16 protein-coding genes and 2 pseudogenes are annotated in these 22,189 nt (G+C 66.1%); 12 read left to right on the top strand and 6 right to left on the bottom strand.

The window, feature by feature from the left end:
* Window positions 1–190: 190 nt before the first annotated feature.
* On the bottom strand, window positions 191–2,278 hold the full coding sequence (locus tag XarbCFBP7408_RS02985) for a bifunctional DedA family/phosphatase PAP2 family protein (protein WP_104561258.1): 2,088 nt from the start codon (window positions 2,276–2,278) through the stop codon (window positions 191–193).
* Window positions 2,279–2,436: 158 nt separating this feature from the next.
* Between XarbCFBP7408_RS02985 and XarbCFBP7408_RS02990 the strand changes: the two genes are divergently transcribed.
* The 4 genes and pseudogenes from XarbCFBP7408_RS02990 (at window position 2,437) to XarbCFBP7408_RS03005 (ending at window position 5,816) form a co-directional block, all read left to right on the top strand.
* Window positions 2,437–3,096, top strand: a complete 660-nt coding sequence (locus XarbCFBP7408_RS02990) for a serine/threonine-protein kinase (RefSeq protein ID WP_104561260.1) — start codon at window positions 2,437–2,439, stop codon at window positions 3,094–3,096.
* Window positions 3,097–3,224: 128 nt separating this feature from the next.
* Window positions 3,225–4,040 carry an SDR family oxidoreductase gene (locus tag XarbCFBP7408_RS02995; RefSeq protein ID WP_104561262.1) on the top strand — a complete coding sequence of 272 codons (816 nt, stop codon included), beginning with the start codon at window positions 3,225–3,227 and terminating at the stop codon, window positions 4,038–4,040.
* Window positions 4,041–4,053: 13 nt separating this feature from the next.
* Window positions 4,054–4,785: pseudogene (locus XarbCFBP7408_RS03000) on the top strand (DUF3829 domain-containing protein); the annotation flags it as partial.
* 107 nt (window positions 4,786–4,892) lie between these two features.
* The gene (locus tag XarbCFBP7408_RS03005) at window positions 4,893–5,816 is read left to right on the top strand and encodes a YiiG family protein (RefSeq protein ID WP_429001368.1); all 924 of its coding nucleotides are present in this window, start codon (window positions 4,893–4,895) and stop codon (window positions 5,814–5,816) included.
* Between the two features lie 7 nt (window positions 5,817–5,823).
* Here the strand turns inward: XarbCFBP7408_RS03005 and XarbCFBP7408_RS03010 are convergent, their stop codons facing one another.
* Entirely contained in the window at window positions 5,824–6,528 is a 705-nt protein-coding gene (locus tag XarbCFBP7408_RS03010) for a GntR family transcriptional regulator (protein WP_181106162.1), read from the bottom strand.
* Window positions 6,529–6,589: 61 nt separating this feature from the next.
* Between XarbCFBP7408_RS03010 and XarbCFBP7408_RS03015 the strand changes: the two genes are divergently transcribed.
* Entirely contained in the window at window positions 6,590–7,057 is a 468-nt protein-coding gene (locus tag XarbCFBP7408_RS03015) for an OsmC family protein (protein ID WP_104561380.1), read from the top strand.
* A 140-nt stretch (window positions 7,058–7,197) separates the two neighbouring features.
* Here the strand turns inward: XarbCFBP7408_RS03015 and XarbCFBP7408_RS03020 are convergent.
* Window positions 7,198–7,494: pseudogene (locus XarbCFBP7408_RS03020) on the bottom strand (hypothetical protein); the annotation flags it as partial.
* A 72-nt stretch (window positions 7,495–7,566) separates the two neighbouring features.
* Here XarbCFBP7408_RS03020 and XarbCFBP7408_RS03025 point away from each other — a divergent pair.
* Window positions 7,567–8,793 carry an acetylornithine transaminase gene (locus XarbCFBP7408_RS03025; RefSeq protein WP_104561268.1) on the top strand — a complete coding sequence of 409 codons (1,227 nt, stop codon included), beginning with the start codon at window positions 7,567–7,569 and terminating at the stop codon, window positions 8,791–8,793.
* 619 nt (window positions 8,794–9,412) lie between these two features.
* Here the strand turns inward: XarbCFBP7408_RS03025 and XarbCFBP7408_RS03035 are convergent.
* Window positions 9,413–10,030, bottom strand: coding sequence for an HAD-IA family hydrolase (locus tag XarbCFBP7408_RS03035; protein ID WP_104561279.1), 618 nt, complete (start codon window positions 10,028–10,030; stop codon window positions 9,413–9,415).
* 298 nt (window positions 10,031–10,328) lie between these two features.
* Between XarbCFBP7408_RS03035 and XarbCFBP7408_RS03040 the strand changes: the two genes are divergently transcribed.
* The 6 genes from XarbCFBP7408_RS03040 to azu all read left to right on the top strand — a co-directional run bounded on the left by XarbCFBP7408_RS03040 (window position 10,329) and on the right by azu (window position 17,050).
* The gene (locus tag XarbCFBP7408_RS03040; protein WP_181106180.1) at window positions 10,329–12,611 is read left to right on the top strand and encodes a TonB-dependent receptor; all 2,283 of its coding nucleotides are present in this window, start codon (window positions 10,329–10,331) and stop codon (window positions 12,609–12,611) included.
* Between the two features lie 87 nt (window positions 12,612–12,698).
* The gene (locus tag XarbCFBP7408_RS03045; RefSeq protein ID WP_181106164.1) at window positions 12,699–14,306 is read left to right on the top strand and encodes a flavin monoamine oxidase family protein; all 1,608 of its coding nucleotides are present in this window, start codon (window positions 12,699–12,701) and stop codon (window positions 14,304–14,306) included.
* Window positions 14,303–14,728: a c-type cytochrome gene (locus XarbCFBP7408_RS03050; protein WP_104561285.1), complete on the top strand. Its 426-nt coding sequence runs from the start codon at window positions 14,303–14,305 to the stop codon at window positions 14,726–14,728. The genes XarbCFBP7408_RS03045 and XarbCFBP7408_RS03050 overlap by 4 nt, the downstream gene beginning before the upstream one ends.
* A 32-nt stretch (window positions 14,729–14,760) precedes the next feature.
* The gene (locus XarbCFBP7408_RS03055; protein WP_104561287.1) at window positions 14,761–15,264 is read left to right on the top strand and encodes a RidA family protein; all 504 of its coding nucleotides are present in this window, start codon (window positions 14,761–14,763) and stop codon (window positions 15,262–15,264) included.
* Between the two features lie 30 nt (window positions 15,265–15,294).
* Window positions 15,295–16,509: a pyridoxal phosphate-dependent aminotransferase gene (locus XarbCFBP7408_RS03060; RefSeq protein WP_104561289.1), complete on the top strand. Its 1,215-nt coding sequence runs from the start codon at window positions 15,295–15,297 to the stop codon at window positions 16,507–16,509.
* Window positions 16,510–16,600: 91 nt separating this feature from the next.
* Window positions 16,601–17,050, top strand: coding sequence for an azurin (gene azu, locus XarbCFBP7408_RS03065; protein ID WP_104561291.1), 450 nt, complete (start codon window positions 16,601–16,603; stop codon window positions 17,048–17,050).
* Between the two features lie 317 nt (window positions 17,051–17,367).
* On the opposite strand, the gene XarbCFBP7408_RS03075 is transcribed toward azu, so the two are convergent.
* Both XarbCFBP7408_RS03075 and hemL read right to left on the bottom strand, forming a co-directional pair.
* Complete coding sequence (locus tag XarbCFBP7408_RS03075; RefSeq protein WP_104561293.1) at window positions 17,368–20,139, bottom strand: LuxR C-terminal-related transcriptional regulator; 2,772 nt, start codon at window positions 20,137–20,139, stop codon at window positions 17,368–17,370.
* A gap of 480 nt (window positions 20,140–20,619) precedes the next feature.
* Complete coding sequence (gene hemL / locus XarbCFBP7408_RS03080; RefSeq protein WP_104561295.1) at window positions 20,620–21,909, bottom strand: glutamate-1-semialdehyde 2,1-aminomutase; 1,290 nt, start codon at window positions 21,907–21,909, stop codon at window positions 20,620–20,622.
* Window positions 21,910–22,189: the final 280 nt, after the last annotated feature.

Consider the following 22,189-nt stretch of genomic DNA (forward strand, 5'->3'; position numbering starts at 1 on the left):
GCGTAAGATCCCGCGACGGTAAACGGGCACCGCGCGCTCGACCAACCAGGCCGGTGACCTGAACATTGGACTGCATCCACGCGATGCGAACGCGCTGCCGCCATCGATACAGCGTTCAGGAAGTTTTATTGGCAGTTCTTGTCTATAGAAGTGCGCGTTCGCCGGCCGATCGCCGCTGCTGCCCGATTGATCAAAGACGCTGTTGTGACGGACCCGATGCAGCCGGACCGGATGCCGTGGTGTCCGTCTGCGGTGCAGCGTTGTCTTTGTCCTCTTGCCGCAGCGCATCTCCCGACGTGCTGTCGATCAGGATCACCGGCACCTGCGAGCGCCGACGCTGTTCCAGGCGATACGGCAACGGGTCCAGTGACTGGCGCAAGGCGCTCAGTGCCGGGTCGACCCCGCGCAGCGGATACCACAGGCCGATCAGGCTGAAGTGGCGGTTGTAGCGCAGCGTCTGCGTACTGCCCACCCACAAGGGGTGCGCGCCGGGCTGCAGGCGTGCGGCCGCCGGCCACAGGCGCAACACATGCACATGGCCGGGCGCGGCGTGACGCACCATCAGCAGCGCTTCGACCTGCGTGTCCAGCGTGGCCGGCAGGATCGGGACCTCGTCCGGGCGGCCGCCGACATCCAGCAGATGCAGCGCCTGTTCCCAGCCGGCTTGCGGTTGCACCCGCCAGCCGCGTGCTTCCAGCTGACGCTGCAGCGGTGCCAGCGGGCCGGCCAGTTGCACGTCCAGCGGCCAGCGCTGGTCGTCGTCGAATTCGTTACGGCGTGCCGGCAGCAGGCGCCACTGGCCATTCCACCAGTCGCTGGCGGGCAGCTCCATCAGCAACGGCGGCGGCGGTTCGAATCTGGCCAGCTTGGTGTCCAGGTTGCGCGGCGCGAGCACGATGGCGCAGCTCAGGAACACGCCGTAGAAGATCCACGAGACCGGCTTGACCCAGAACGCGCGGGTGGCACGACGGCGGTAGGCGATGCCCAGCACCAGCAGCCAGAAGATGCCGAACAGCATGCCGCCGACCACGTCGCTGAGCCAGTGCGCGCCCAGGTACAGGCGCGCGAAGCCGATCAGCGACACGATCGCGCCACTGACCAGGTACGGCCACACCCGGCGCCGGCCCGGCAGCTCGCGCGCGATCAGCAGCGCGAAGAAACCAAAGCCGATCGTGGCCATGGTGACCGCCACCGACGGAAACCCGAAACCGCTGCTGGCCGCCGGCGGGCGTACGACCTGCACGGTGGCGCCGAGCAACTGGGTCAACGCCAGGCCGAAGGCCAGCGCGATCACCCAGTGCGCCACCGCCATCCAGCGGCGCCGCCAGGCCAGATAGCCCATCGCCGCCGCGATCGCCGGCAGCAGCACCTGCCAGTCGCCCAGCGAGGCCAGCGCCACCATCGGGTAGTCGGCCAGCGGGTTGCGCAGCGCCAGCATCAGATCGTGCACGGCCAGGTCCACGCGCAGCGGCTCGCCATGCGCCAGCACCACCATCAGCAGCACGAACCAGCCCCAGCCCAGCAGCAACAGCATCAACGCCATCATCGCCAGCGGCACCGATTCGCGACGGCGCGGGTCGAACACGCTCACCGACCAGTTGCCCAGCACCGGATGCCGATGCGACCACTCCAGCAGCCGCGCCAGCAGCGCATCCAGATGCCCGGCCGACCAGCGGTACGAGTACAGCACCATCGCCCAGGCCAGCCCGATCACTGCCGCCATCAGCGTCACCACCACGAACAGCCGCCCGGCCACCGCGGCCACCGCGTCGTAGGCGGTGCCCAGCACCCAGCCGGGCACCAGGAACAGCAGCGCCCAGGACATGCAGGCCAGGCCGCTGGCGACCAGATAGCGCTTGAACGGCATGTGCGACATGCCGGCGATGGCCGGCACGAACGGCCGCACCGCGCCCACGTAGCGCGCGATCAGGATGCTCTTGAAGGCATTGCGCCGGAACAGCAGCTCGCCACGCTCCAGCAGTTGCGGGTAGCGGCGAAACGGCCAGTAGGTGTGCAACTGGTGACCCCAGCGATGGCCGACCCAGAAACTGAGCGCATCGCCAACGAAGGCGCCCAGGGCGGCGCAGGCCACCGCATACGGCCCGTTGATCTGGCCCAGCCCGATCAGCACGCCGATGGCGAACAGCAACGGCAGCGCCGGCACGATGGCACCGAGCACGATCACCGCATCGGAAAATGCGATGGCGAAGATCACCACGCCAGCCAGGGTGGGGTGGTGTCCGATCCACTCCAGCGTGGCGTCGATCCATGAATTCATTCCACGATTATAGGTGGGCATGGCGACCAGGTGACTTGCGCCCTCGTCACATCGCCCGGTCCGCTTCACCTCCGGTTGCGGGCTGGCAACGCCGCATACGGGTGTAACCGCAGGCAACGCGCGCTGTGGCGATGCAGGCGCCCCGCCTACAATGGGGGATGAGTGACGATCCCGCCGGCCATCTGCCGCTGAAGTCCGATACCTTCGGGCGCATCCTGTTGATCCGCGACGCCGATCGCCTGTTCGTGCGGCGCGACCTGAGCGCGGCGCCGTGGCTGCTGCGCGGGGTGGCCTGGTGGCTGGCGCGGCGCGAAGCCCTGGCCCTGCGCCAGCTCGATGGCCTGGCGCGGACACCGCGTCTGTTGCACTGGGACGGACGCCATCTGGATCGCAGCTATCTGGCCGGCGATGCGATGTACCAACGCCCGCCGCGCGGCGATCTGGCCTACTTCCGCCGCGCGCGCAGGTTGTTGCAGCAGCTGCACCGCCGCGGGGTGGCGCACAACGATCTGGCCAAGGAAGCCAACTGGCTGGTGCAGGACGACGGCAGCCCGGCGGTGATCGATTTCCAGCTGGCGGTGCGCGGCAACCCGCGCGCGCCCTGGATGCGTCTGCTTGCCCGCGAAGACCTGCGGCACCTGCTCAAGCACAAGCGCATGTATTGTCCGGCCGCGATCACCGCGGTGGAACGCCGCGTGCTCAAGCGCACCTCCTGGGTGCGCAAGCTGTGGTTCGCCACCGGCAAGCCGGTCTACCGCTTCGTGACCCGCCGCGTGCTGCATTGGGAAGACAACGAGGGGCAGGGGCCGAAGCCCTGAGGGGCTGGGAATCGGGAATCGGGAGTAGGGAATCGTTAGAGCACATCGCGGCAGCTGATTGTTCGTCGGCTGCTGAACGTTCAAGGGGCTAAGCTTTTGCGATTCCCCATTCTCGATTCCCAATTCCCATGACCTTAAACGGCAAAACCCTGTTCATCACCGGTGCCTCGCGCGGGATTGGCTTGGCGATTGCGTTGCGGGCGGCGCGCGATGGGGCCAATGTGGCGATCGCGGCCAAATCGGCAGTGGCCAATCCCAAGTTGCCCGGCACCATCCACAGCGCGGCCGCAGCGGTGACTGCGGCCGGTGGGCAGGCGCTGGCGCTCAAGTGCGATATCCGCGACGAAGAGCAGGTGCGTGCGGCGGTGGCGGCGACGGTCGATGCGTTCGGCGGCATCGACATCCTGGTCAACAACGCCAGTGCGATCTGGTTACGCGGCGCGCTGGATACACCGATGAAGCGCTTCGATCTGATGCAGCAGGTCAATGCGCGCGGCAGCTTTCTGTGCGCGCAGGCCTGCCTGCCGCATCTGTTGCAGGCGCCCAATCCGCACATCCTCACGCTGGCACCGCCACCGTCCCTGAACCCGGCGTGGTGGGGCGCGCATACCGGCTACACGCTGGCCAAGATGGGCATGAGCCTGGTGACCCTGGGGCTGGCAGCCGAGTTCGGCCCGCAAGGCGTGGCGATCAATGCACTGTGGCCGCGCACCGTGATCGCCACCGATGCGATCAACATGATCGATGGCGTGGATGCGGCCGCGTGTCGCCGGCCGGAGATCATGGCCGACGCGGCACATGCGGTGCTGACGCGCGAGGCGGCTGGATTTCATGGCCGGTTCCTGATCGACGACCAGGTGCTGGCCGAGGCCGGCATCACCGACCTGAGCGGCTATGCGGTCGATCCGTCGCGCGCGTTGTTGCCGGATCTGTTTCTCGACTGAGCATGGCGACCATACCGGTCGCGAGTCCGGCATGACCGGTCCGTACGATATCGACGCCTACGACATGAAGCAGTGCGATGCGCCGGTCAGCGCGGCCGCTGCGGCGAACCCGTCGCTGCCTGCATTGGATAAGGCGGCGCGCGACTACCGCGCGGCATTGAAGGCGCTGCAGCCGATCAGCCACGCGCTGGCCGACTACTACACGCGTCAGGACTACGAAGACGACCAGTTCGCCAAGGGCAAGCAGCTGCACCCGGAGCTGATGGAGGTGCTGGCCACCTATGCCGATGCCAGTACCGCCTTCAGCGCCGAACTTGACACCCAAAACGACGCGGCGCAACGCGAAAAACTCAAGATGCTGGAGCAGGGCGAGGGCCGCACGCGCGAATACTACCGGCTGGCGATGATGCTCGACGCCAAGGAGATCGCCGATGCGCTAGAAGAGGAGCAGTTCGACGTGCCACGGGTCAATACGCTGCTGGACGGCTTCAACCGCCTCTCCGACGAGGCGCATGCCAAGGTGGCCGATCAGGAACCGGGCAGGCTGGACTGGAATAGCTTCGAGACCGCTGCGGAAACCTTCCGCAGACAAGCCAAGGCGCGGGTGAAACGCGTGGTCGAACGAACGCCCTATAGCAAGATGGAACAGGGCTGGCTGGATAACCCCACGCTGGCGCCGGAAGGCTCGCCGCGCAAGTTGCTCAACACGTACAACGCGCTGGTGTTCGAAAGCAATCGTCAGTAATTGCCGCGCTGCACCCGCCGCGCGCGTGCCGAGGGTGCGCCGCGCCAGATGTCATTCGGCCGCACGCTGCGGCAGCCACCTCGTTCAACCCATCACTGGAACCCAGGATCACCCTGCGACTTCGTTATGCGCCGCTCACCGCGCTGCTTGCCGGCTGCCAGAAAGACGCACCCGCCGCCGCAGTGGAAGGCGCCGACAAGATCAATGCCTACATCACGTGCTTCAATGGCGTCGAGCAGCCGATCCATGAGAGCTACCAGCAATACATCGAGTGGATGCAGGACCCCGGGGCTGGCCCGACCGGCAAGGAAAGCGGCATCCATGCACCGGGCACGGTGCTGTCGCATCACGTGGACGAATGTGGCGCGCCGATGACCGCGGCCCTGGCGCAAACGCCGGCCAACCCCGAGCTCGATCCGGTGGCCAGAACCTATCAGGAGCGGTTCACCGCACTCAACGAGCGTATCGGCGAAGCGGTGCGCTACTACGACCGCGAGGATTATCTGCGCGACGACGGCAAGGGCATGAAGGCGCTGCACGCACCGCTGATGCAGGCCTATCACGCGTTCTTCGAAGCCGGCCAAGCCATGAATGCCGCGCTTGAACATAACGAAGACACGCGTCGCCAGGCGCAGATCAATGCGATCGGAAAGGAAGAAGGCCGCAGCGCCTCCTGGTATCACCTGAAGATCATCGGCGAAGGCAAGCAGCTGGTGCAGGTGCTCGACAGCGACACGCCGGATCTTGCCGCAGCGCGGTCCCAGCTGGCGCGCTACCAAGGCATTCTGGAAGGGGCGCAGAAGGCCAAGGTCGGCCAGGGCGATGCGATGTGGGGCCATATGGAACGCTCCGCCGACAAGCTGGCGCGCGAGTCCGGGCGACTGGTCGAACGTCTCCGTACCAAGACAGCATCGAACAAGAGCGAGCAGATGCTGCTGGAAAGCGGTTCGATGCCGCCGGGCGGCACCCGCCAGGCCGTGCTGGCCAGCTACAACCATCTGATCGACATGAGCAACCGCATTTGGAGGTGACAGCAGCTTATAGAACGACTGTGCTCCCGGCCAGGCGGGCACGGTCGGTGCTGCATGCACCACTCGTACACTCCGGCTCTGAGCGCGGCCTGTCACTGTCAGCGCCGTCGGCAAGAGCCAGCAAGCATTCCAAAGACCGCCGAAGATGCTCCTCCAACAACGTTGAGCCTTCATCGGCACATCCCGCAACATACGCCTCTGCAATTGCCTCATGATCACGCAACCATTGTTGGGTTTCGGTGGCCAGTGACGTGTATTGGGACGCTTGTAGGACGCAGATCTTTCGCAGGTCGTCGACGATTGCCAGTTGTCGGGGCCGTCCGGCCGCAGCGTAGAGCGCACGGTGGAAATCCCAATCTCCCTGGTGCCAACCGGGCCTACCGGCTTCCAGAGACGTCCGCCGGAGCACATACACGACGTCTGCTTTTGCCTGGTCATCGGCCTTCTGCACGGCGCGCTGTATGAGGTCGCATTCGAGCATGATCCGCAGGTCGAATACCTCCATCAGGTCCGTGGCCGACAAGGTAATGATTCGCGCGCCTTTTCCGGGGACGACCTCGACCAGTTTGTCGGCGGCAAGAACCAGCAGAGCATCGCGGATCGGAATGCGGCTGACGGCATATTCCTTGGCGAGACGCGATTGTGACAAGAACGCCCCGGGAGCGTATTTCCCATCCAAAATGGCAATGCGCAGTTGGTTCGTAATATCCATTGTCGCGCCCTTATCCGTGGTGTATACATGTATACACCATTCATGATCTTGGGGAAAGCCAATGGCGCATCGATACACGTCGTCCGTCATCTGGACGGGAAACCGGGGCGCGGGCACGGTCAGCTATCGCGGTTACGATCGCACGTGGGACGTGGCCGTCCCGGGCAAATCCGTCATTCACTGCTCCAACGATCCGTTGCTTGGTGGTGATCCCGCCAAAATGAATCCCGAGGACCTTCTGCTCTCGGCGCTTTCGGCCTGCCACATGCTTTGGTATCTGCACTACGCATCGGATGCGAACATCATAGTGACCGGCTATGCGGACACCCCGCTCGGCATCGGCGAAGTTGAGAGCAGTGGTGCGGGTCGCTTCACGTCGGCAACCTTGCGTCCGCGTATAGCCATTCGTGCGGGAACCGACATCGAACTTGCGACAGCAATTCATTACAAGATCCACGACGTGTGCTTCATCGCTAGATCCGTCAATTTTCCGATCACCTACGAACCAGAACTTGTGCCCGAAAGTTAAATGGGCAACGAGCGTGATTGATGCTTGTCGTGTACCCGCATCACTGCTGCATGGGTAGCGGCTGCGCTGCTTTTCAATCAGAACAATCTCTATCGAAAAAACTGCTTTTGCGCCGGCCATTTTGCGCTGGAATCCCGTAACACGCTCGATGTCCGTAGCATGAACACCAGCACCTTGCGCGGGCTGCGCCACAGCGCGTCCACCAGTTGCCCGCTTTCCTCGATGTAGCGGGTGAGCTTGAGGATGCGGAACAGCCGCAGGATGCGCAGCACGCTGTCGATCATGATCACCACCACGCTGGCGAGGATCGCCACTACCAGCATCAGGTCGAAAGTGCGCGATGGGCGGGTGTCGTGCCGGTAGATGATGTCGAACCATTGCCGGCGCCAGCCGTGGTCGGTGGCGGGAGTGAACTGGGGATCGGAGAAGGGGCGCATCCGCGCATTGTGCCGCAGGCCGGCGAATGCGCGAGAATGCGCGTTCTCCCTCCGCTTCTGCGACCCCCCATCATGAGCACCGCTGCCGATTCGCCCCTGTCCCTCGCGCATTACTACCTGCCGGTGTACCGCCCGCGCCAGGTGGTGCTGGAGCGTGGCCAGGGCAGTCGCGTGTGGGACGACCAGGGCCGCGAGTACGTGGATCTGTCCGCCGGCATCGCGGTCAGCGGGCTGGGTCACAACGATCCGGACCTGATGGCCGCGCTGACCGAGCAGGCCGGCAAGCTGTGGCACACCAGCAACGTGTTCTTCAGCGCACCGCCGCTGAAGCTGGCCGAGGAGTTGGTGACCGCCTCGCGCTTCGCGCACAAGGTGTTCCTGTGCAATTCGGGTGCCGAGGCCAACGAAGCGGCGATCAAGCTGGTGCGCAAGTGGGCCAGCAGCCAGGGCCGCCCGGCCGACAAGCGCGTGATCGTGACCTTTCGCGGCAGCTTCCATGGGCGCACCCTGGCGGCAGTCACCGCCACCGCGCAGCCCAAGTACCAGGAAGGCTACGAGCCGCTGCCCGGCGGGTTTCGCTATGTGGACTTCAACGATGTCGCCGCGCTGGAAGCGGCCATGGCCTCGGGCGATGTGGCCGCGGTGATGGTCGAGCCGATCCAGGGCGAGGGCGGGGTGATGCCGGCCGCGCCGGGCTTCCTGAGCCGCGTGCGTGCGCTGTGCGATCAGCACGATGCGCTGCTGGTGCTGGACGAGATCCAGTGCGGCATGGGCCGGACCGGCACGCTGTTCGCGCATTGGCAGGAGCAGGTGACGCCGGACATCGTGACGCTGGCCAAGGCGCTGGGTGGCGGTTTCCCGATCGGCGCGATGCTGGCTGGCCCCAAGGTGGCCGAAACCATGCAGTTCGGCGCGCACGGCACCACCTTCGGCGGCAATCCACTGGCTGCGGCGGTGGCGCGCGTGGCGCTGCGCAAGCTGGCCTCGCCGCAGATTGCAGAGAACGTGGTGCGTCAGTCGGCGACGTTGCGCGCCGGTCTGGACGCGCTCAACGCCGAGTTCGGCCTGTTCGCGCAGATCCGTGGGCGTGGCCTGATGCTGGGCGCAGTGCTGGCGCCGGCGCATGCCGGGCAGGCCGGTGCGATCCTGGATTTTGCCGCCACCCGTGGCCTGCTGCTGTTGCAGGCGGGACCGGACGTGCTGCGTTTCGTGCCGGCACTGAATCTGACCGATGCCGAGCTGGCTGATGGGTTGGAACGTTTGCGCCTGGCGATTGCCGAGTACGTGGCGCAGAAGTGATGGAGTCCTGCGCTTTCTGCGCCGTCGTGGCCGGTGCCGTGCCGGTGAGCGTGCTGGGGTGAGACGCGCGGGTCGTTGCGTTTCTTGATTGGCGCTACGTCATGTCAGGCTCGTGCTGGTGCTGCCGCACGTACCTGCGCGGCAGTTGCAGGATCTGCATGAAGACAGCGCTGCGTAGCTGATGCGGATTGCGTAGCGCGATGCTGCTCTCTTGCACCAGTGATCGGGTAACAGCGGGGTCATGGAGGTTCGATCTGTATCGCTCTACCGTACCCTCACCCCAACCCCTCTCCCGACGGGAGAGGGGCTCGCTTCTGCGTTCGTCACTAACCGACACGGACTCAAGGCGCCAACGCTGTACCCGATCGTGGATGCCGACGCGTTCAATGCTGCGAGCAGCGTCTTGCGTAACCCTTGAGGGTGATCAGTGTTTGGCGATGCTCAACGATTCCCGATTCCCGATCCCCGATCCCCGATCCCCGATCCCCGATCCCCGATCCCCAATCCCCAATCCCCAATCCCCAATCCCCAATCCCCAATCCCCAATCCCCAATCCCCAATCCCCAATCCCGAATCCCGAATCCCGAATCCCGAATCCCGAATCCCGAATCCCGGCTCCTCACCCCAGCCCATACCGCTGCAGCACCCGCCGCAAGCTGCGTGCATCGTGCACCGTGTCCGCATGCAGGCCGGCGGCACGCGCGCCGCGCACGTTGACGAACAGGTCGTCGACAAACAAGGTGCGCGCTGCGGTCGCATCGAGCTGGGCGAGCGCGCGTTGATATACCGGCAGTTCCGGTTTGCGGCCGCCGAGCGCACCGCTGCACAGCACGCGGCCCTGCAATAGCGGAAACAGCGGCGGCACGATCCGCTCAATCGCTTCCGCCATCAACGGCCCGTTGTTGGTGAGCACCGCCACCGCGGTGGTTGCCGCCACCGCCAGCACCTGCGCCAGCACCGCCGGGTCGGCGCGACATGCCGCCACGCGTGCGGCGATCCAGGTGGCGCGATCGATCGTGCAGCCAAGGCCGTCGCTGAGCTGGGCCAGATAGGCCGGCGTGTTGATCACCCCGGCATCGTAGGCGCGCTCCAGGCCCTGCTCGAACACCACCTGCTGCACGCGTTGCGGCGTGCACGCCGCCGCACTGGCAAGCGCCGCCACACGGCGCGGCCGCGAGTAGCTGGCCAGCACGCCATCGAAATCGAGCAGTAACAGGGACGGTGCTGCAGGTGGCATGGACGGACTCGGGGATGCGGTTGGGCAGCGTTGTCGATTCGCCTCGGCATGGCAAGCGTGCAAGACCTGGTATGTCCGGATGCCCTCAGGTGGGTGGGGATAGCGCCTATTCAGATCGTTGAATTCGGCCGCAGCCTACCCACCCGCGCTGCCCCTACCCTCCGCGCGGCGCTTGCGGCGGAACTGCGCTGGGTATGGTCGATGCATGCCGCATCCGCGGTGTCAGCCGGTCTTGGGGAGCGGGCCCGGTCACTCAGCACGTCACACCACCCAGGGGGTCGATTGCATGCGCAAGCGCTTGAACACCGATCAACTGGCGGCGTCGGTCGCCGCCATTCTCACCACCGCCACGCGTGGTCGCACGCTGGCTTCGATGACCTTGGTGCTGGCAGGCGCGCACAGCCTGCCCGTCCTCGCGCAGGAAGCGCGCACGCTGGACGCGGTCAGCGTGGTCGGCACCGGCTCCACGCGTACCACGGCCTCCATCTCCGTCGCCGAGATCCAGGCACAGGTGCCCGGCGTGGCACCGCAGCAGTTGCTGGCGAGCCTGCCCGGCGTGAACGTGCAGACCACCGATCCGTTCGGGCTGTACGAGTTCGGCGACTCGATGACCATCCGCGGCTTTTCCGCCAACCAGATCGGCGTGACCCTGGACGGCATCCCGATCGAAACCTTCGACACCCGCGAAGGCGGCCCGATCACCCGCTACGTGTCCAGCGAGAACCTGCTCGACGTCACCGTGTCGGCCGGCTCGGGCGATGTCACCCAGCCCTCGTACCACGCACTCGGCGGTGCGATCCGCTACACCAGCCTGCCTCCGAAAGGCGGCGACAGCTGGAGCGGCAAGCTCACCCAGACCATCGGCTCGGACGATCTGATCCGCAGTTTCGTACGCCTGGATACGCCGGAGTGGTGGGAAGGCGGCCCCAGCGCCTATCTGTCTGCCTCGCGCACGCAGGGCGGGGTGTGGGACATGGAACCGGCCACGCAGAAGAGCGATCACTTCGAAGCCAAGATCCGCCAGGCCTGGGACGTGGGCAACCTGACCCTGGGCTGGATCTACAACAACCGCAAGGACTACGACGTGCAGTCGTACAACTCCGACGGCTCGGTGGCGTGGGATCTGCACGAACGCATCACCGGCAACCCGGAAGTGGATGCCGAGCATTACAGCGAGTGGCAGAACGGCCGCCGCGACTCGCTGCTCAGCCTGCACGGCGACTTCCTGTTCAACGATGCGATCGGCTTCACCTTCACCGGCTATTACGAAAACAAGCATGGGTACGGCATCGGCGGCACGCCGCCGAGCACGGCCACCGGCCTGTACAACGATGCCATCGCCGGTACGCCGGGGCGCACCGACATCGCCATCAACGACCCGCAGATCGTCGATGCCAACGGCAATGTCACCCGCGTCGGTGCGATGACACGGCGCGAGGAAATCATGGGCGGTGATCGCTACGGCGTGACCACCGCGGTGTCATGGGAGACCGAGCACAACAAGCTCGAAGTCGGCGCGTGGTACGAGAACTACGACTTCGACCAGGTACGTCCGCTGTACAACCTGGACCCGGCCACCGGCGCGCTGCTCAAGGGCTCGCTGCCGATCGTCATCTACTACGACAACCACTTCTCCACCGAAGTGAAGCAGCTCTACATCAAGGACACGCTGCGCCTGCTCGACGACCGGCTCACCATGGAGTTCGGCGCCAAGGGGCTGGATGTCAAACGCGACTACAACGGCATCGCCAATCTCGATGACTTCAATATCGGCGTGCGCCGCGATGTCACCATCAAGAACAGCGACTGGTTCCAGCCGCAGCTCGGCGCCAGCTTCCAGCTGGCCGAGGGCGTGCAGGTGTTCGCCAACTACGCGGAGAACTTCAGCTCGGCGCCGCGGCTGGCGCTGACCTCGGGTGCATTCAATCCGGATATCGCGCCGGAGGAATCCACCAATATCGACATCGGCATCCGCGCCGAATCCAGCCAGTGGAGCGGCTACATCGCCGCCTACAAGATCGATTACGAGAACCGCATCATCGCGCTGACCGACCCGGACCCATTGGTGGTCGCACCCACCATCTACGCCAACGTCGGCGACGTGCAGACCTATGGCGCGGAAGTGTCCGGCATGTGGAAGCCGGCACCGGGCTGGCGGCTGGGCGCGTCGCTGACCTGGAACAAGTCCGAATTCCAGGACAACTATTTCGGCCCGGTCAGCGGCAACCTGGTGCAGGTGGAAGGCAACGAGGTGCCGGACTCGCCCAAGGTGATGTTCAGCCTCAATGGCGGCTGGGAAGGCGAGCACTTCTTCGCCAACCTCGACACCAAATACACCGGCAAGCGCTACGGCGACACGCTCAATACCGACCAGGTGGATGCGACCTTCATCGTCAACGGCAGCCTCGGCTACCAGGGTGAGGAGGCCGGATTCCTGGCCGGTGGGCGGCTGCAGTTGTCGGTCTACAACCTGTTCGACAAGGACGATGCGATCGGGGCGGTGTTCCCCAACGAAAGTTCCGGCTCGTACCAGCTGATCGCACCACGCCAGCTGTTCGCCAGTCTGTCCTACACGTTCTGAGGTGGTGATGCGGCCGGCAGCGTTGCCGGCCGCGGCATCGGTGGTGGCAGTCGCACTCGATCCATGACATGCAAGGACTATGCGTTGATGCAAGGCAATGACTCTGGGGCGATGACGCGGCGGCAACTGCTGGCGCGCATCGGCATGACCGCCGGCGGCGCGATGATGTATCAGGCGATGAGCAGCCTGGGTATGGCGGCCGAATCCGAGTTCAAGGGACCGCTGCAGCTGGATGGCGACCCGAAGGGCGCCTCGGTGCTGATTCTGGGGGCGGGGCTGGCCGGCATGGCTGCGGCCTTCGAACTGCGCAAGGCGGGGTACCGCGTGCAGGTGCTGGAATACAACGGCCGCCCCGGTGGACGTAACTGGACACTGCGCGGCGGCGACCGTTATACCGAACTCGGCGGGGCAACCCAGCATTGCCAGTTCGACGACGGGTTGTACCTCAATCCGGGGCCGTGGCGCATTCCGCATCACCACAAGGCGGTGCTGAGTTACTGCAAGCAATTCGGTGTGGCCCTGGAGGCGTTCAACCAGGTCAACTACAACGCGCTGTTGCACAGCCAGCAAGGCTTTGGCGGCAAACCGCAGCGCTTCCGCGCCATCGATTCCGATTACAAGGGCCACGTGTCCGAGCTGCTGGCCAAGTGCACCCAGCAGCAGGCGCTGGACAAACGCGTGAGCCGCGAAGACCAGGAGATGCTGTTGGAGTCCTTGCGGACCTGGGGCGCGCTCGACCATACCTTCGGCTACGTCAAGGGCAAGGACAGCAGCGAGCGGCGCGGCTTTGCGCGCTATCCCGGCGGCGGCTTGTCGGGCAAGCCGGAGTTCTCCGATCCCTTCAGCGTGCAGGACGTGTTGCGCTCGCGTCTGTGGACCACGCTGGCCGCCGGCAACAACTACGAAATGCAGACCACCATGTTCCAGCCGGTGGGCGGCATGGACCAGATCGGCAAGGCGTTCGCGGCGCGGCTCGGCGATGCCATCACCTACAACGCCAAGGTCACCAGGATCGATCAGGACGGCAACGGCGTGCGTGTGTCCTGGCAGGATGCCGCGCACGGCGGCCAAGAACGCATCGCCAGCGCCGATTGGTGCATCTGCACGATTCCGTTGTCGGTGCTCAGCCGCATTCCGGTCACCGCCAGCGACGCGATGACCACCGCGATCGGCCAGGTGCCGTATGCGGCATCGGTGAAGGTGGGCCTGCAATTCAAGCGCCGCTTCTGGGAGGAGGACGAGGCCATCTACGGCGGCATCAGCTACACCGATCTGCCGATCACCTTGATCAGCTATCCCAGCACCAACTACCACAGCCCCGGCAAGGGCGTGCTGCTGGGTGCCTACGTGTGGGGACTGGACGCCTACCAGTTCACCTCGATGCCCCCGGAGCAGCGCGTGCGCAAGGCGGTCGAATACGGCACGCAGCTGCATCCGCAGTATCCACGCGAGTTCGAGAACGGCATTTCGGTCGGCTGGCACCGCGTGCCGTTCACGCATGGCTGTTTCGGCATGTGGAGCGAGCAGGCGCGTGCCGAGCACTACACGCCGCTGTGCCAGATCGACGGGCGCCTGGCGCTGGCCGGCGAGCACGTCTCCTATATCCCGGCCTGGCAGGAAGGCGCGATCCTGTCCGCGCACGATGTCGTCGGCCGTCTGCATCGCAAGGTACTGGCCGGAGGAGGACGCGCATGAGTCTGTTACCACGATTGGCTGCGGCCGGCTTGGTCGTTGCGATGGCCGCCTTGCTGGTGCCGCCGGGCGCCTACGATGCGCTGGCGCAGAGTTCCGATGCGACCCAGCTGTTTCCGCAACAGGGTTTTGCCAAGGCATCCGGCCAGGATGTCTACCAGGCGATCTGCCAGGGCTGCCACATGCCGGCCGGGCGTGGCGCGCAAGGTGCCGGCGACTACCCCGCGCTTGCCGGCAATCCCAAGCTCGCCGCCGGTCCCTACGTCACCATGATGGTGCTCGACGGCCACGCCGGCATGCCCGGCTTCGGCGAGATGCTCAACGACCGCCAGGTGGCCGAAGTGGTGAGTTATGTGCGCACGCACTTCGGCAACGACCACGCCGAGCGCGTCACCGTCGACGACGTCAAATCGCTGCGCCACTGATTTCCCCTTTCCCTCTCATCCAAGGAGTTGCCATGTCCCGTCCAGTGACAGCCGTTCTCACCGCTGCCCTGTTGTGGTCTGCGGGTTTCACCGCTGCGCATGCCGCCGAGGTGATCCGCCACAAGATTCCCAACAGCGATTTCCCCATCGCTGCCGCTGTGGAAATTCCTGCCGGCAAGGCCACCGTGTACGTCAGCGGCAAGGTGCCGGCGGTGGTGGATACCAGCGCGCCGAAAGACTCGGCCGCCGCCTATGGCGACACCAAGGCGCAGACGGTCAGCGTGTTGAGCCAGATCAAGCAGCAGCTCGCAACGCTCGGCCTGGGGATGGGCGATGTGGTGAAGATGCAGGTGTTTCTGGTCGGCGATCCGGCGATGGGCGGCAAGATGGACTTCAACGGCTTCATGGAGGGTTACCGCCAGTTCTTCGGCACCAAGGAGCAGCCCAACCTGCCGGCACGCTCGGCCTTCCAGATCGCCGCGCTCGGCAATCCGCTGTATCGGGTGGAAATCGAAGTGGTCGCCGTTCGTCCCTGAATCCGTCGTGCCGTCCTGCTGGAGGTTGTCATGAAAACTGCTCTTTCGCGCCGCATGTTTCTCCGCGATTCCGCGCTGTTTGCCGGCGTCGCCGGTGCGAGTGCGCTGCCGCTGCTGGCCAGCGCCGCCGAACGCTCCGCCGAACGTTCCGCCGCCATCGCGCCGACACCGGCCAGTGCGCTGTCGCCGGTGATGATCGGCTCCAACGAATTTCCCGATGGCCCGTCGGCGGCCGCGATCAAGGCCATCGCGCAGATCGCACCGCAAGGCGGACGCTACCTGCGCGATGTGCAGATGGAACTGATGAATACTCTGGCCGCCGAGCTCAAGCTGCCGGTCGATCACCTGATGGCCTACGCCGGCTCCACCGAGCCGCTGGACTACACGATGCTGGCGTTCACCTCGCCCAGCGCCGCGTTGGTCACCGCCGATCCCACCTACGAATCCGGCTGGCGCGCCGCCACCCGCAATGGCGCAAACCTGATCAAGGTGCCGTTGCGCAAGGACTTCTCGCACGATGTGCAGGCGATGTGCGCCGCCGACGCCAGCCCTGGCGTGATCTACATCTGCAATCCCAACAATCCCACCGGCTCGGTCACTGCGCGCAAGGATCTGGACTACGCGCTGGCGCACAAGCCCAAGGGCAGCGTGCTGGTGGTGGACGAGGCCTATATCCACTTTGCGCAGAGCACCCGCAGCGTGGTCGACATGGTCGCCGCGGGCGAGGACGTGGTGGTATTGCGCACCTTCTCCAAACTCTACGGCATGGCCGGCATTCGCCTGGGCTATGCGGCCGCGCGCCCGGACCTGCTGGCCAAACTGATGTTCTACAGCGTCAACAGCCTGCCGGTGACCGCGGCCGCCGCCGGCCTGGCCAGCCTGCGCGATCCCGCACTGGTGCCGCAGCGGCGCGCACGCACTGCGGCCACACGCAAGGACGTGATGGAGTTTCTCGCCAAACAGGGCTACGCCTGCACCGCCTCGGAGAGCAATTGCTTCATGGTCGATGTGAAGCGTCCGGCCGCCGGCTTCAAGGACGACATGGCCACCCATGGCGTGTTCATCGGACGCAGCTGGCCGGTATGGCCGACCTGGTCGCGCATCACCGTCGGCACCGACGCGGAGATGGCACGCTTCAAGCAGGCCTTCGTGCAGGTGATCGCCGGCAAGCGCGGCCCGTTGCCGCTGCCGGACGCCACGGCCGCTGTGCATGATCCGATGGATGCTTTTTTCCGTTACGCCTGAGGCGTTACTCTGGCACCACCGGCGCATGCGAATGCGCTGGTGCGGCCAGGCGCGCTGGGCGTCGCGCATCCCTTAACGCAGGAGTGTTCCCTTGAACGTGTTTTCGACAGTTGCCGTGCTTGGTCTGGTGCTGCTGGCGCCTTCGGCATGGGCGCGTACCTGCGCCGTCACCATCACCGGCAACGATCAGATGAAGTTCGACCAGAGCGCGATCAAGCTGGCGCCCGACTGCACGCAGGTGGACCTCACGCTCAAGCACTCCGGCAAGATGGCCGCCACGGTGATGGGGCACAACTGGGTGCTGACCAAGTCCGCCGACTTCCAGGCAGTGGCCAATGCCGGCGTACGCTCCACCATTGCCGACAGCTATCTGCCCAGGGCCGACGCGCGCGTGATCGCGCACACCAAGGTGATCGGCGGCGGCGACAGCACCACGGTCAGCTTCCCCACCAGCAAGTTGAGCAAGGGCGGCGACTACACCTTCTTCTGCTCGTTCCCCGGCCACTGGGCGATGATGAAGGGCACGCTGAGTTTCGGATGAGGTCTCAGCTGTCGCAGGCGCGTGGCCGCGGCAGGAGCGATAGGCGAGGGAGCTGGTACGCGGTCACGCCGCGTGCTCCAGGCAATCGTGAGCGGAGCGGACGGTAGCGCCAGCGACCGTCGTAGCCGGCGCGCCGAGAACTGCGCATAAAGGAAGGTGCGCTGTTGTGCCAGGTTCCATGTGTTCTCGTGACCGGGCCGCTGCTGGATGCCGAGATAGACCGCCTCGCCGCCGTACGCAGGTTTCACTACCGCCCCAGGCCGCCCGGCGTGTCGCATTGCCGCGTCAGCGCCGTCGCTGGCGCCCGCTGCTGGCGATCAGCCCGGCACCGTTTCCGAACTGCCTGGTGAAACGGCCGCGCGCAACAACCCGCGTTGCGAGGCCTGCGCCAACGCGCTTTCGCGGCTGCGTGCATCGAGCTTGCGATAGAGGTTCTTCAAGTGGAACTTGACCGTGTTTTCCGACAGGTGCAGACAGCGTGCGATCTGCTTGTTGGAATACCCGCGTGCCAATTGCGCCAGCACTTCCAGCTCGCGCTCGCTGAAGATGTCGCCGGCCGGGTCTTCGTCGCCGCTGAGGCGTTCGAGCAGGGCCTGGATGGTGAGTGCGCGGGTGGTGCCGCCGACGGTCTGCGGGTCGTGTTGACGCAGCGAGCGCAGCATCGCCTTGGCCGGCAGGCCGAGTTCGACGATCGCCTGCCAGCTTTGCGTCAGTGCCACGTGATCGAGCGCGCTGTACAGATGCGGCAGCGCTGCGACCAGTTCGCCACGTTGCTGCAGCACCAGTGCGATGCGTGCGCGGGTGCGTGCGAGGTGGCACAGATTGTCGTTGGCCAGGCAGGCCTGTTCGATCTGGCCCAGGATGCTCAGCGCCGCGCTGCTGCGTCCGGCCAGCCGATGCCAGCGTGCCAGCGCAAAGCCCATCGCCGCGCGATCGCGCCAGCGGTGGGGCGAGCGCAGCGTGTGCGCCAAGCCGGATTCGCCACCGGTACGGGCGATCACCAGATCGATGGCGGCATTGCCCGGATGTTCCAGCAACAGCATCAAGCGCCACGCTGCAGCCAGCTCGGACAGGCGCGCCAGCTTGCGCCCGTGGGCGATCTGCTCGACGTGTTCGAGCAGCACCAACGCACTGCGCCCGCTGTGGTCGCGCACACGCTCCAGTCCCAGCGCGGTGTCGTAGGCGGCGGCCAGCACGTCCATGCCGCCATCGTGCTGTTCCAGCAGTTCCAGCGCCGGATGCAGCAGGTCGGCCGCATCGTCGTGGTGGCCGCGCTCGTAATGCAGTTGCGCGAGCAGGCACTGGCCGGCGGCCTCCAGCACGCGATCCAGCTGCGGGGTGCGCGCGCACCAGTTCAGGGCCTGCCGGTAACAGGCCTCGGCGTCGCCGAGTTGCCCGCGGTAGAAAAAGCTCTGGCCCAACGCCAGCAATGCCTGGCTTGCACCCGGTTCGCTGCCGCCACGCTGCATCGCATCGCGTGCGTTCAGGGCGTAGCGTTCGGCCAGTGCAAAGGCGCCCTGCGCAATGGCGGTGGTGGCGCAGATGCACAGCAGCATGCCGCGGCCCAGATGATCGTCCTCGTCCAGTGCGGACGCTTGCGCGGCGATCTGGGTCAGGCCATGCGGGTTGCCGCAGATCTCGTCGAGGCGATCGCGCAACAGCGCCACTACCACCGTGTAGTCGCGCTGCAGGGACTCCCGCAGCGCGGCCGGAAAGTCGCGGAAGCGTTCCAGCAGCAGGCGCGCATGGCTGAACTCGCCGAGCCTTGCATGCAGATGCGCCTGGGTGAGATTCAGCGCCGGGGTGTCGCGGATGGTGCGGTGTTCGAAATGCCGGAGCAGTGCGCGCACCTCATGCGTGCCGTGGGTCAGCAGCAGTTGCCAGGTGCCGGCGCGCGCGATGTAGCTGGCGGCCAGGTCGCCGCATCCGGCACGCGACGCGTGCCGCACCGCTTCGGCCAGATGCTGATGATCGCCAAACCAGCGTGCGGCCCGTTGATGCAGGTGCGTGGCCTGGCCGGGATGTTCGCGATCGAGCAGTTGCTGCAGGAAGTCGGCAAACAAGGGGTGATAGCGGAACCATTCGCGCTCGCCATCCATGGGCACCAGCAGGCCGTGGAAGTGTTCCAGCCGCGCCAGCAGCCGGCCGCTGTCGTCGCGCTGGCGCACCGCATCGGCCAGCGCTGCGTTGACGCGCTCCAAGGGGCTGGTCCGCAACAGCAGATCGCGCGTGTCGGCATCCAGATCGTTGACCACCTGTTCGGCCAGATAGGCGGCAATCTGCGCACTGCGCCCGGAGAAACGCGCGGCCACCTCCTGTTGACGCTGCGCGCCTCCTTCCAGCCACAAGCGCGCCAGATGCAGCGCCACTGGCCAGCCTTCGGTGTAGCGCAGCAATTCGTCCACTACCGGCGCCGGCACCTGGGGCCCGAGCAGTGCCTGTGCCTCGTGCTCATCCAGCGCCAGTTGCGCACTGCCGAGACGGCTCAGCTGTGCCTGCAGGTCCAGCCGCGCCAGCGGCAGTGCCGGCACGCGCCGGGTGGCCAGCAGCAGGTGCAGGCGTCCGCCGCCGTGTTCGACCAGCCGCAGCACCAACTCGTCGACGATGCCGCTGCCGAGCCGGTCGTAATCGTCGAGAATCACGCTGATGCGCCGCGGCGCCGTGCGCAGCGCGCGGATCAGCACCGTCACCGCTTCGCGCGGATCCTGGTCGCGGTTGTGCAGCACTGCGGCGCACAGCGCCGGATCGGCACCTGCGTGCTGGATCGCCAACGCCAGATGGCCAAGGAAGCGCGCGGCATCGGCGTCCTCTTCGTCCAGCGACAGCCAGGCCACGGCAGCGTGCTCGCGCGCGCGCAGCTGCGCATGCCACTGCGCCAGCAGCGTGGTCTTGCCGAATCCGGGCGGTGCCAGCAGCAGGGTGAGCGGCCGGGCCTGGGCCTGCTCCAGCGCCGCCAGCAAGGCGCCACGCAGCACCGCACCGGTGCGCGGCAGCGGCGGCTCCAGCTTGCTGGCAAGCAGCCAATCGGGAAGAGCGGAATCGCGCGACGGTGAGGGGCGCGGTGTGAGCAACGCAACAGGCTTGAGCATGAGGCGAGGGCGGCCCGGGCAAGCGTCGGCAGCGCGCCGGCTCGACACGCTGCAGATCGTGATGAAACAGCGGCGACGCAGATCGCGTCACCGTGACTGGCGACAACGTCATATCGGCTGCTTCGAGGGTCCCCACCCATGCCCATCCGTGGACACCTTTCAGAAAGGTATGACAGCCACAAGACAAAAGCAAAGCTTGTCGTTGCGCCGCCGCCTGAATGGCGCAAGCGATGGCGCAGGGTATGCGCCAGCGCCAGGCAACAGCCGGGTCTATCCGGACGCCATGGAACCGGACGCAATGCCGGCGCCGCGCCTGTTCAGCGTCGTCACGGGCCTCGCGATGTACACCAGGCATCGCCGGTAGTGCGTACCTGGCGGCCAGCGCCATCGGCGATCGCCGCTAGACCGCCTCGCTTTGGACGTAACGCCAGGTCAGCGCGCCCGAACCAGCTGGCGGGCAACCCGACGTCCGAAGACGCCTCAGTGCGCCACGTCCGCAAACGCTTCGCGCGCGGCGGCCAGCGTGGCCTCGATCACTGCCGCGTCGTGCGCGCTGGACATGAAGCCGGCCTCGTACGCCGAAGGCGCCAGATACACGCCCCGCTGCAGCATCGCGTGGAAGAAACGGTTGAAGGTGGTGATGTCGCAGGCAGTGGCCTGCGCGTAGCTCTCCACGATCTCGTCGGTGAAGAACAGCCCGAACATGCCGCCGACCTGATTGGTGGTGACGGCAATGCCGGCCGCGCGCGCGGCATCTTCCAGTCCCTCGCAGAGCACGCTGGTGGCCTCGCTCAGGCGGGCGTGGAAGCCCGGCTCCTGCACCAGCTCCAGCATCGCCAGACCGGCCGCCATCGCCACCGGGTTACCCGACAAGGTGCCGGCCTGGTAGATCGGGCCGGCCGGAGCGATCTGCTCCATCAAGTCGCGCCGGCCGCCGTACGCGCCCACCGGCATGCCGCCGCCGATGATCTTGCCGAAGGTGCTCAGATCCGGCGTGACCCCGTAATGCGCCTGCGCGCCACCGAGCGCGACCCGGAAACCGGTCATCACCTCGTCGAAGATCAGCAGCGCGCCATGCCGGGTGCACAGCGTGCGCAGGTGCTGCAGGTAGCCGGCCTGCGGCGGAATGCAGTTGGCGTTGCCGACCACCGGCTCGATGATCACCGCCGCCACCTCGGCGCCGATTTCGTCGAACAGGGCGGTGGCGCCTTCGAAGTCGTTGAAGCTGAGGGTGGCGGTCAACTCGCTCAGGCCGGACGGCACGCCCGGCGAGGTCGGCACGCCCAGGGTCAGCATGCCGCTGCCGGCCTTGACCAGGAACGAGTCGCCATGGCCGTGATAGCAGCCTTCGAACTTGACGATGCGGTTGCGCCCGGTCGCCCCGCGCGCCAGGCGCACCGCCGACAGTGTGGCTTCGGTGCCCGAGTTGACCATGCGCACCATCTCGCAGGACGGCACCAGCCGGTGGATCGTCTCGGCCATGCTGACTTCGGCCGCACACGGCGCACCGAACGACAGGCCGTCGCGGATCGCGCGCTGCACTGCTTCACGCACCGCCGGGTGATTGTGGCCGGCGATCATCGGCCCCCACGAGCCCACGTAGTCGATGTAGCGGTTGTCGTCCACGTCGTACAGATACGGGCCATCGGCGCGCGCCACGAAGAACGGCTCGCCGCCGACCGACTTGAATGCACGCACCGGTGAGTTGACGCCACCGGGCAGCAGCGTCTGCGCCTGGGCGAACAGGGCGTGGGAGCGGGTGTGGTTCATGCGCGCAGATCCTTGAGTGGTACCGAGTGGGGGCGGCGCGGCCCGACTGCGAGCCGCGCACTCGCCATTGTCAGGCTTGCGGCCCCCGTCCGCCTACCCACCAGGTGCCTGCCTACCCGTCGGAGCAGGCGGGTAGGGCAACCCCGCTGCCTATGATCAAACGGGACAGTATCGACGGTTTGGCATGAGCAGATGACCCGCAGTCATTGGCCTGCCGCGGCGGATGTTCAGAGAGTGTGATTCCGGTGGCCATTGGCGCCATTCATTTTTTGTCGCGTTG

Source organism: Xanthomonas arboricola pv. guizotiae, assembly GCF_002940205.1.
Classification (GTDB): domain Bacteria; phylum Pseudomonadota; class Gammaproteobacteria; order Xanthomonadales; family Xanthomonadaceae; genus Xanthomonas; species Xanthomonas arboricola_C.

Bases quoted from the DNA above. Each gene is read 5' to 3' on its own strand.
- XarbCFBP7408_RS02985 (WP_104561258.1), bottom strand. From the start codon at position 2,278: ATGAATTCATGGATCGACGCCACGCTGGAGTGGATCGGACACCACCCC.
- XarbCFBP7408_RS02990 (WP_104561260.1), top strand. From the start codon at position 2,437: ATGAGTGACGATCCCGCCGGCCATCTGCCGCTGAAGTCCGATACCTTC.
- XarbCFBP7408_RS02995 (WP_104561262.1), top strand. From the start codon at position 3,225: ATGACCTTAAACGGCAAAACCCTGTTCATCACCGGTGCCTCGCGCGGG.
- XarbCFBP7408_RS03010 (WP_181106162.1), bottom strand. From the start codon at position 6,528: ATGGATATTACGAACCAACTGCGCATTGCCATTTTGGATGGGAAATAC.
- XarbCFBP7408_RS03015 (WP_104561380.1), top strand. From the start codon at position 6,590: ATGGCGCATCGATACACGTCGTCCGTCATCTGGACGGGAAACCGGGGC.
- XarbCFBP7408_RS03025 (WP_104561268.1), top strand. From the start codon at position 7,567: ATGAGCACCGCTGCCGATTCGCCCCTGTCCCTCGCGCATTACTACCTG.
- XarbCFBP7408_RS03035 (WP_104561279.1), bottom strand. From the start codon at position 10,030: ATGCCACCTGCAGCACCGTCCCTGTTACTGCTCGATTTCGATGGCGTG.
- XarbCFBP7408_RS03045 (WP_181106164.1), top strand. From the start codon at position 12,699: ATGCAAGGCAATGACTCTGGGGCGATGACGCGGCGGCAACTGCTGGCG.
- XarbCFBP7408_RS03050 (WP_104561285.1), top strand. From the start codon at position 14,303: ATGAGTCTGTTACCACGATTGGCTGCGGCCGGCTTGGTCGTTGCGATG.
- XarbCFBP7408_RS03055 (WP_104561287.1), top strand. From the start codon at position 14,761: ATGTCCCGTCCAGTGACAGCCGTTCTCACCGCTGCCCTGTTGTGGTCT.
- XarbCFBP7408_RS03060 (WP_104561289.1), top strand. From the start codon at position 15,295: ATGAAAACTGCTCTTTCGCGCCGCATGTTTCTCCGCGATTCCGCGCTG.
- XarbCFBP7408_RS03075 (WP_104561293.1), bottom strand. From the start codon at position 20,139: ATGCTCAAGCCTGTTGCGTTGCTCACACCGCGCCCCTCACCGTCGCGC.
- hemL (WP_104561295.1), bottom strand. From the start codon at position 21,909: ATGAACCACACCCGCTCCCACGCCCTGTTCGCCCAGGCGCAGACGCTG.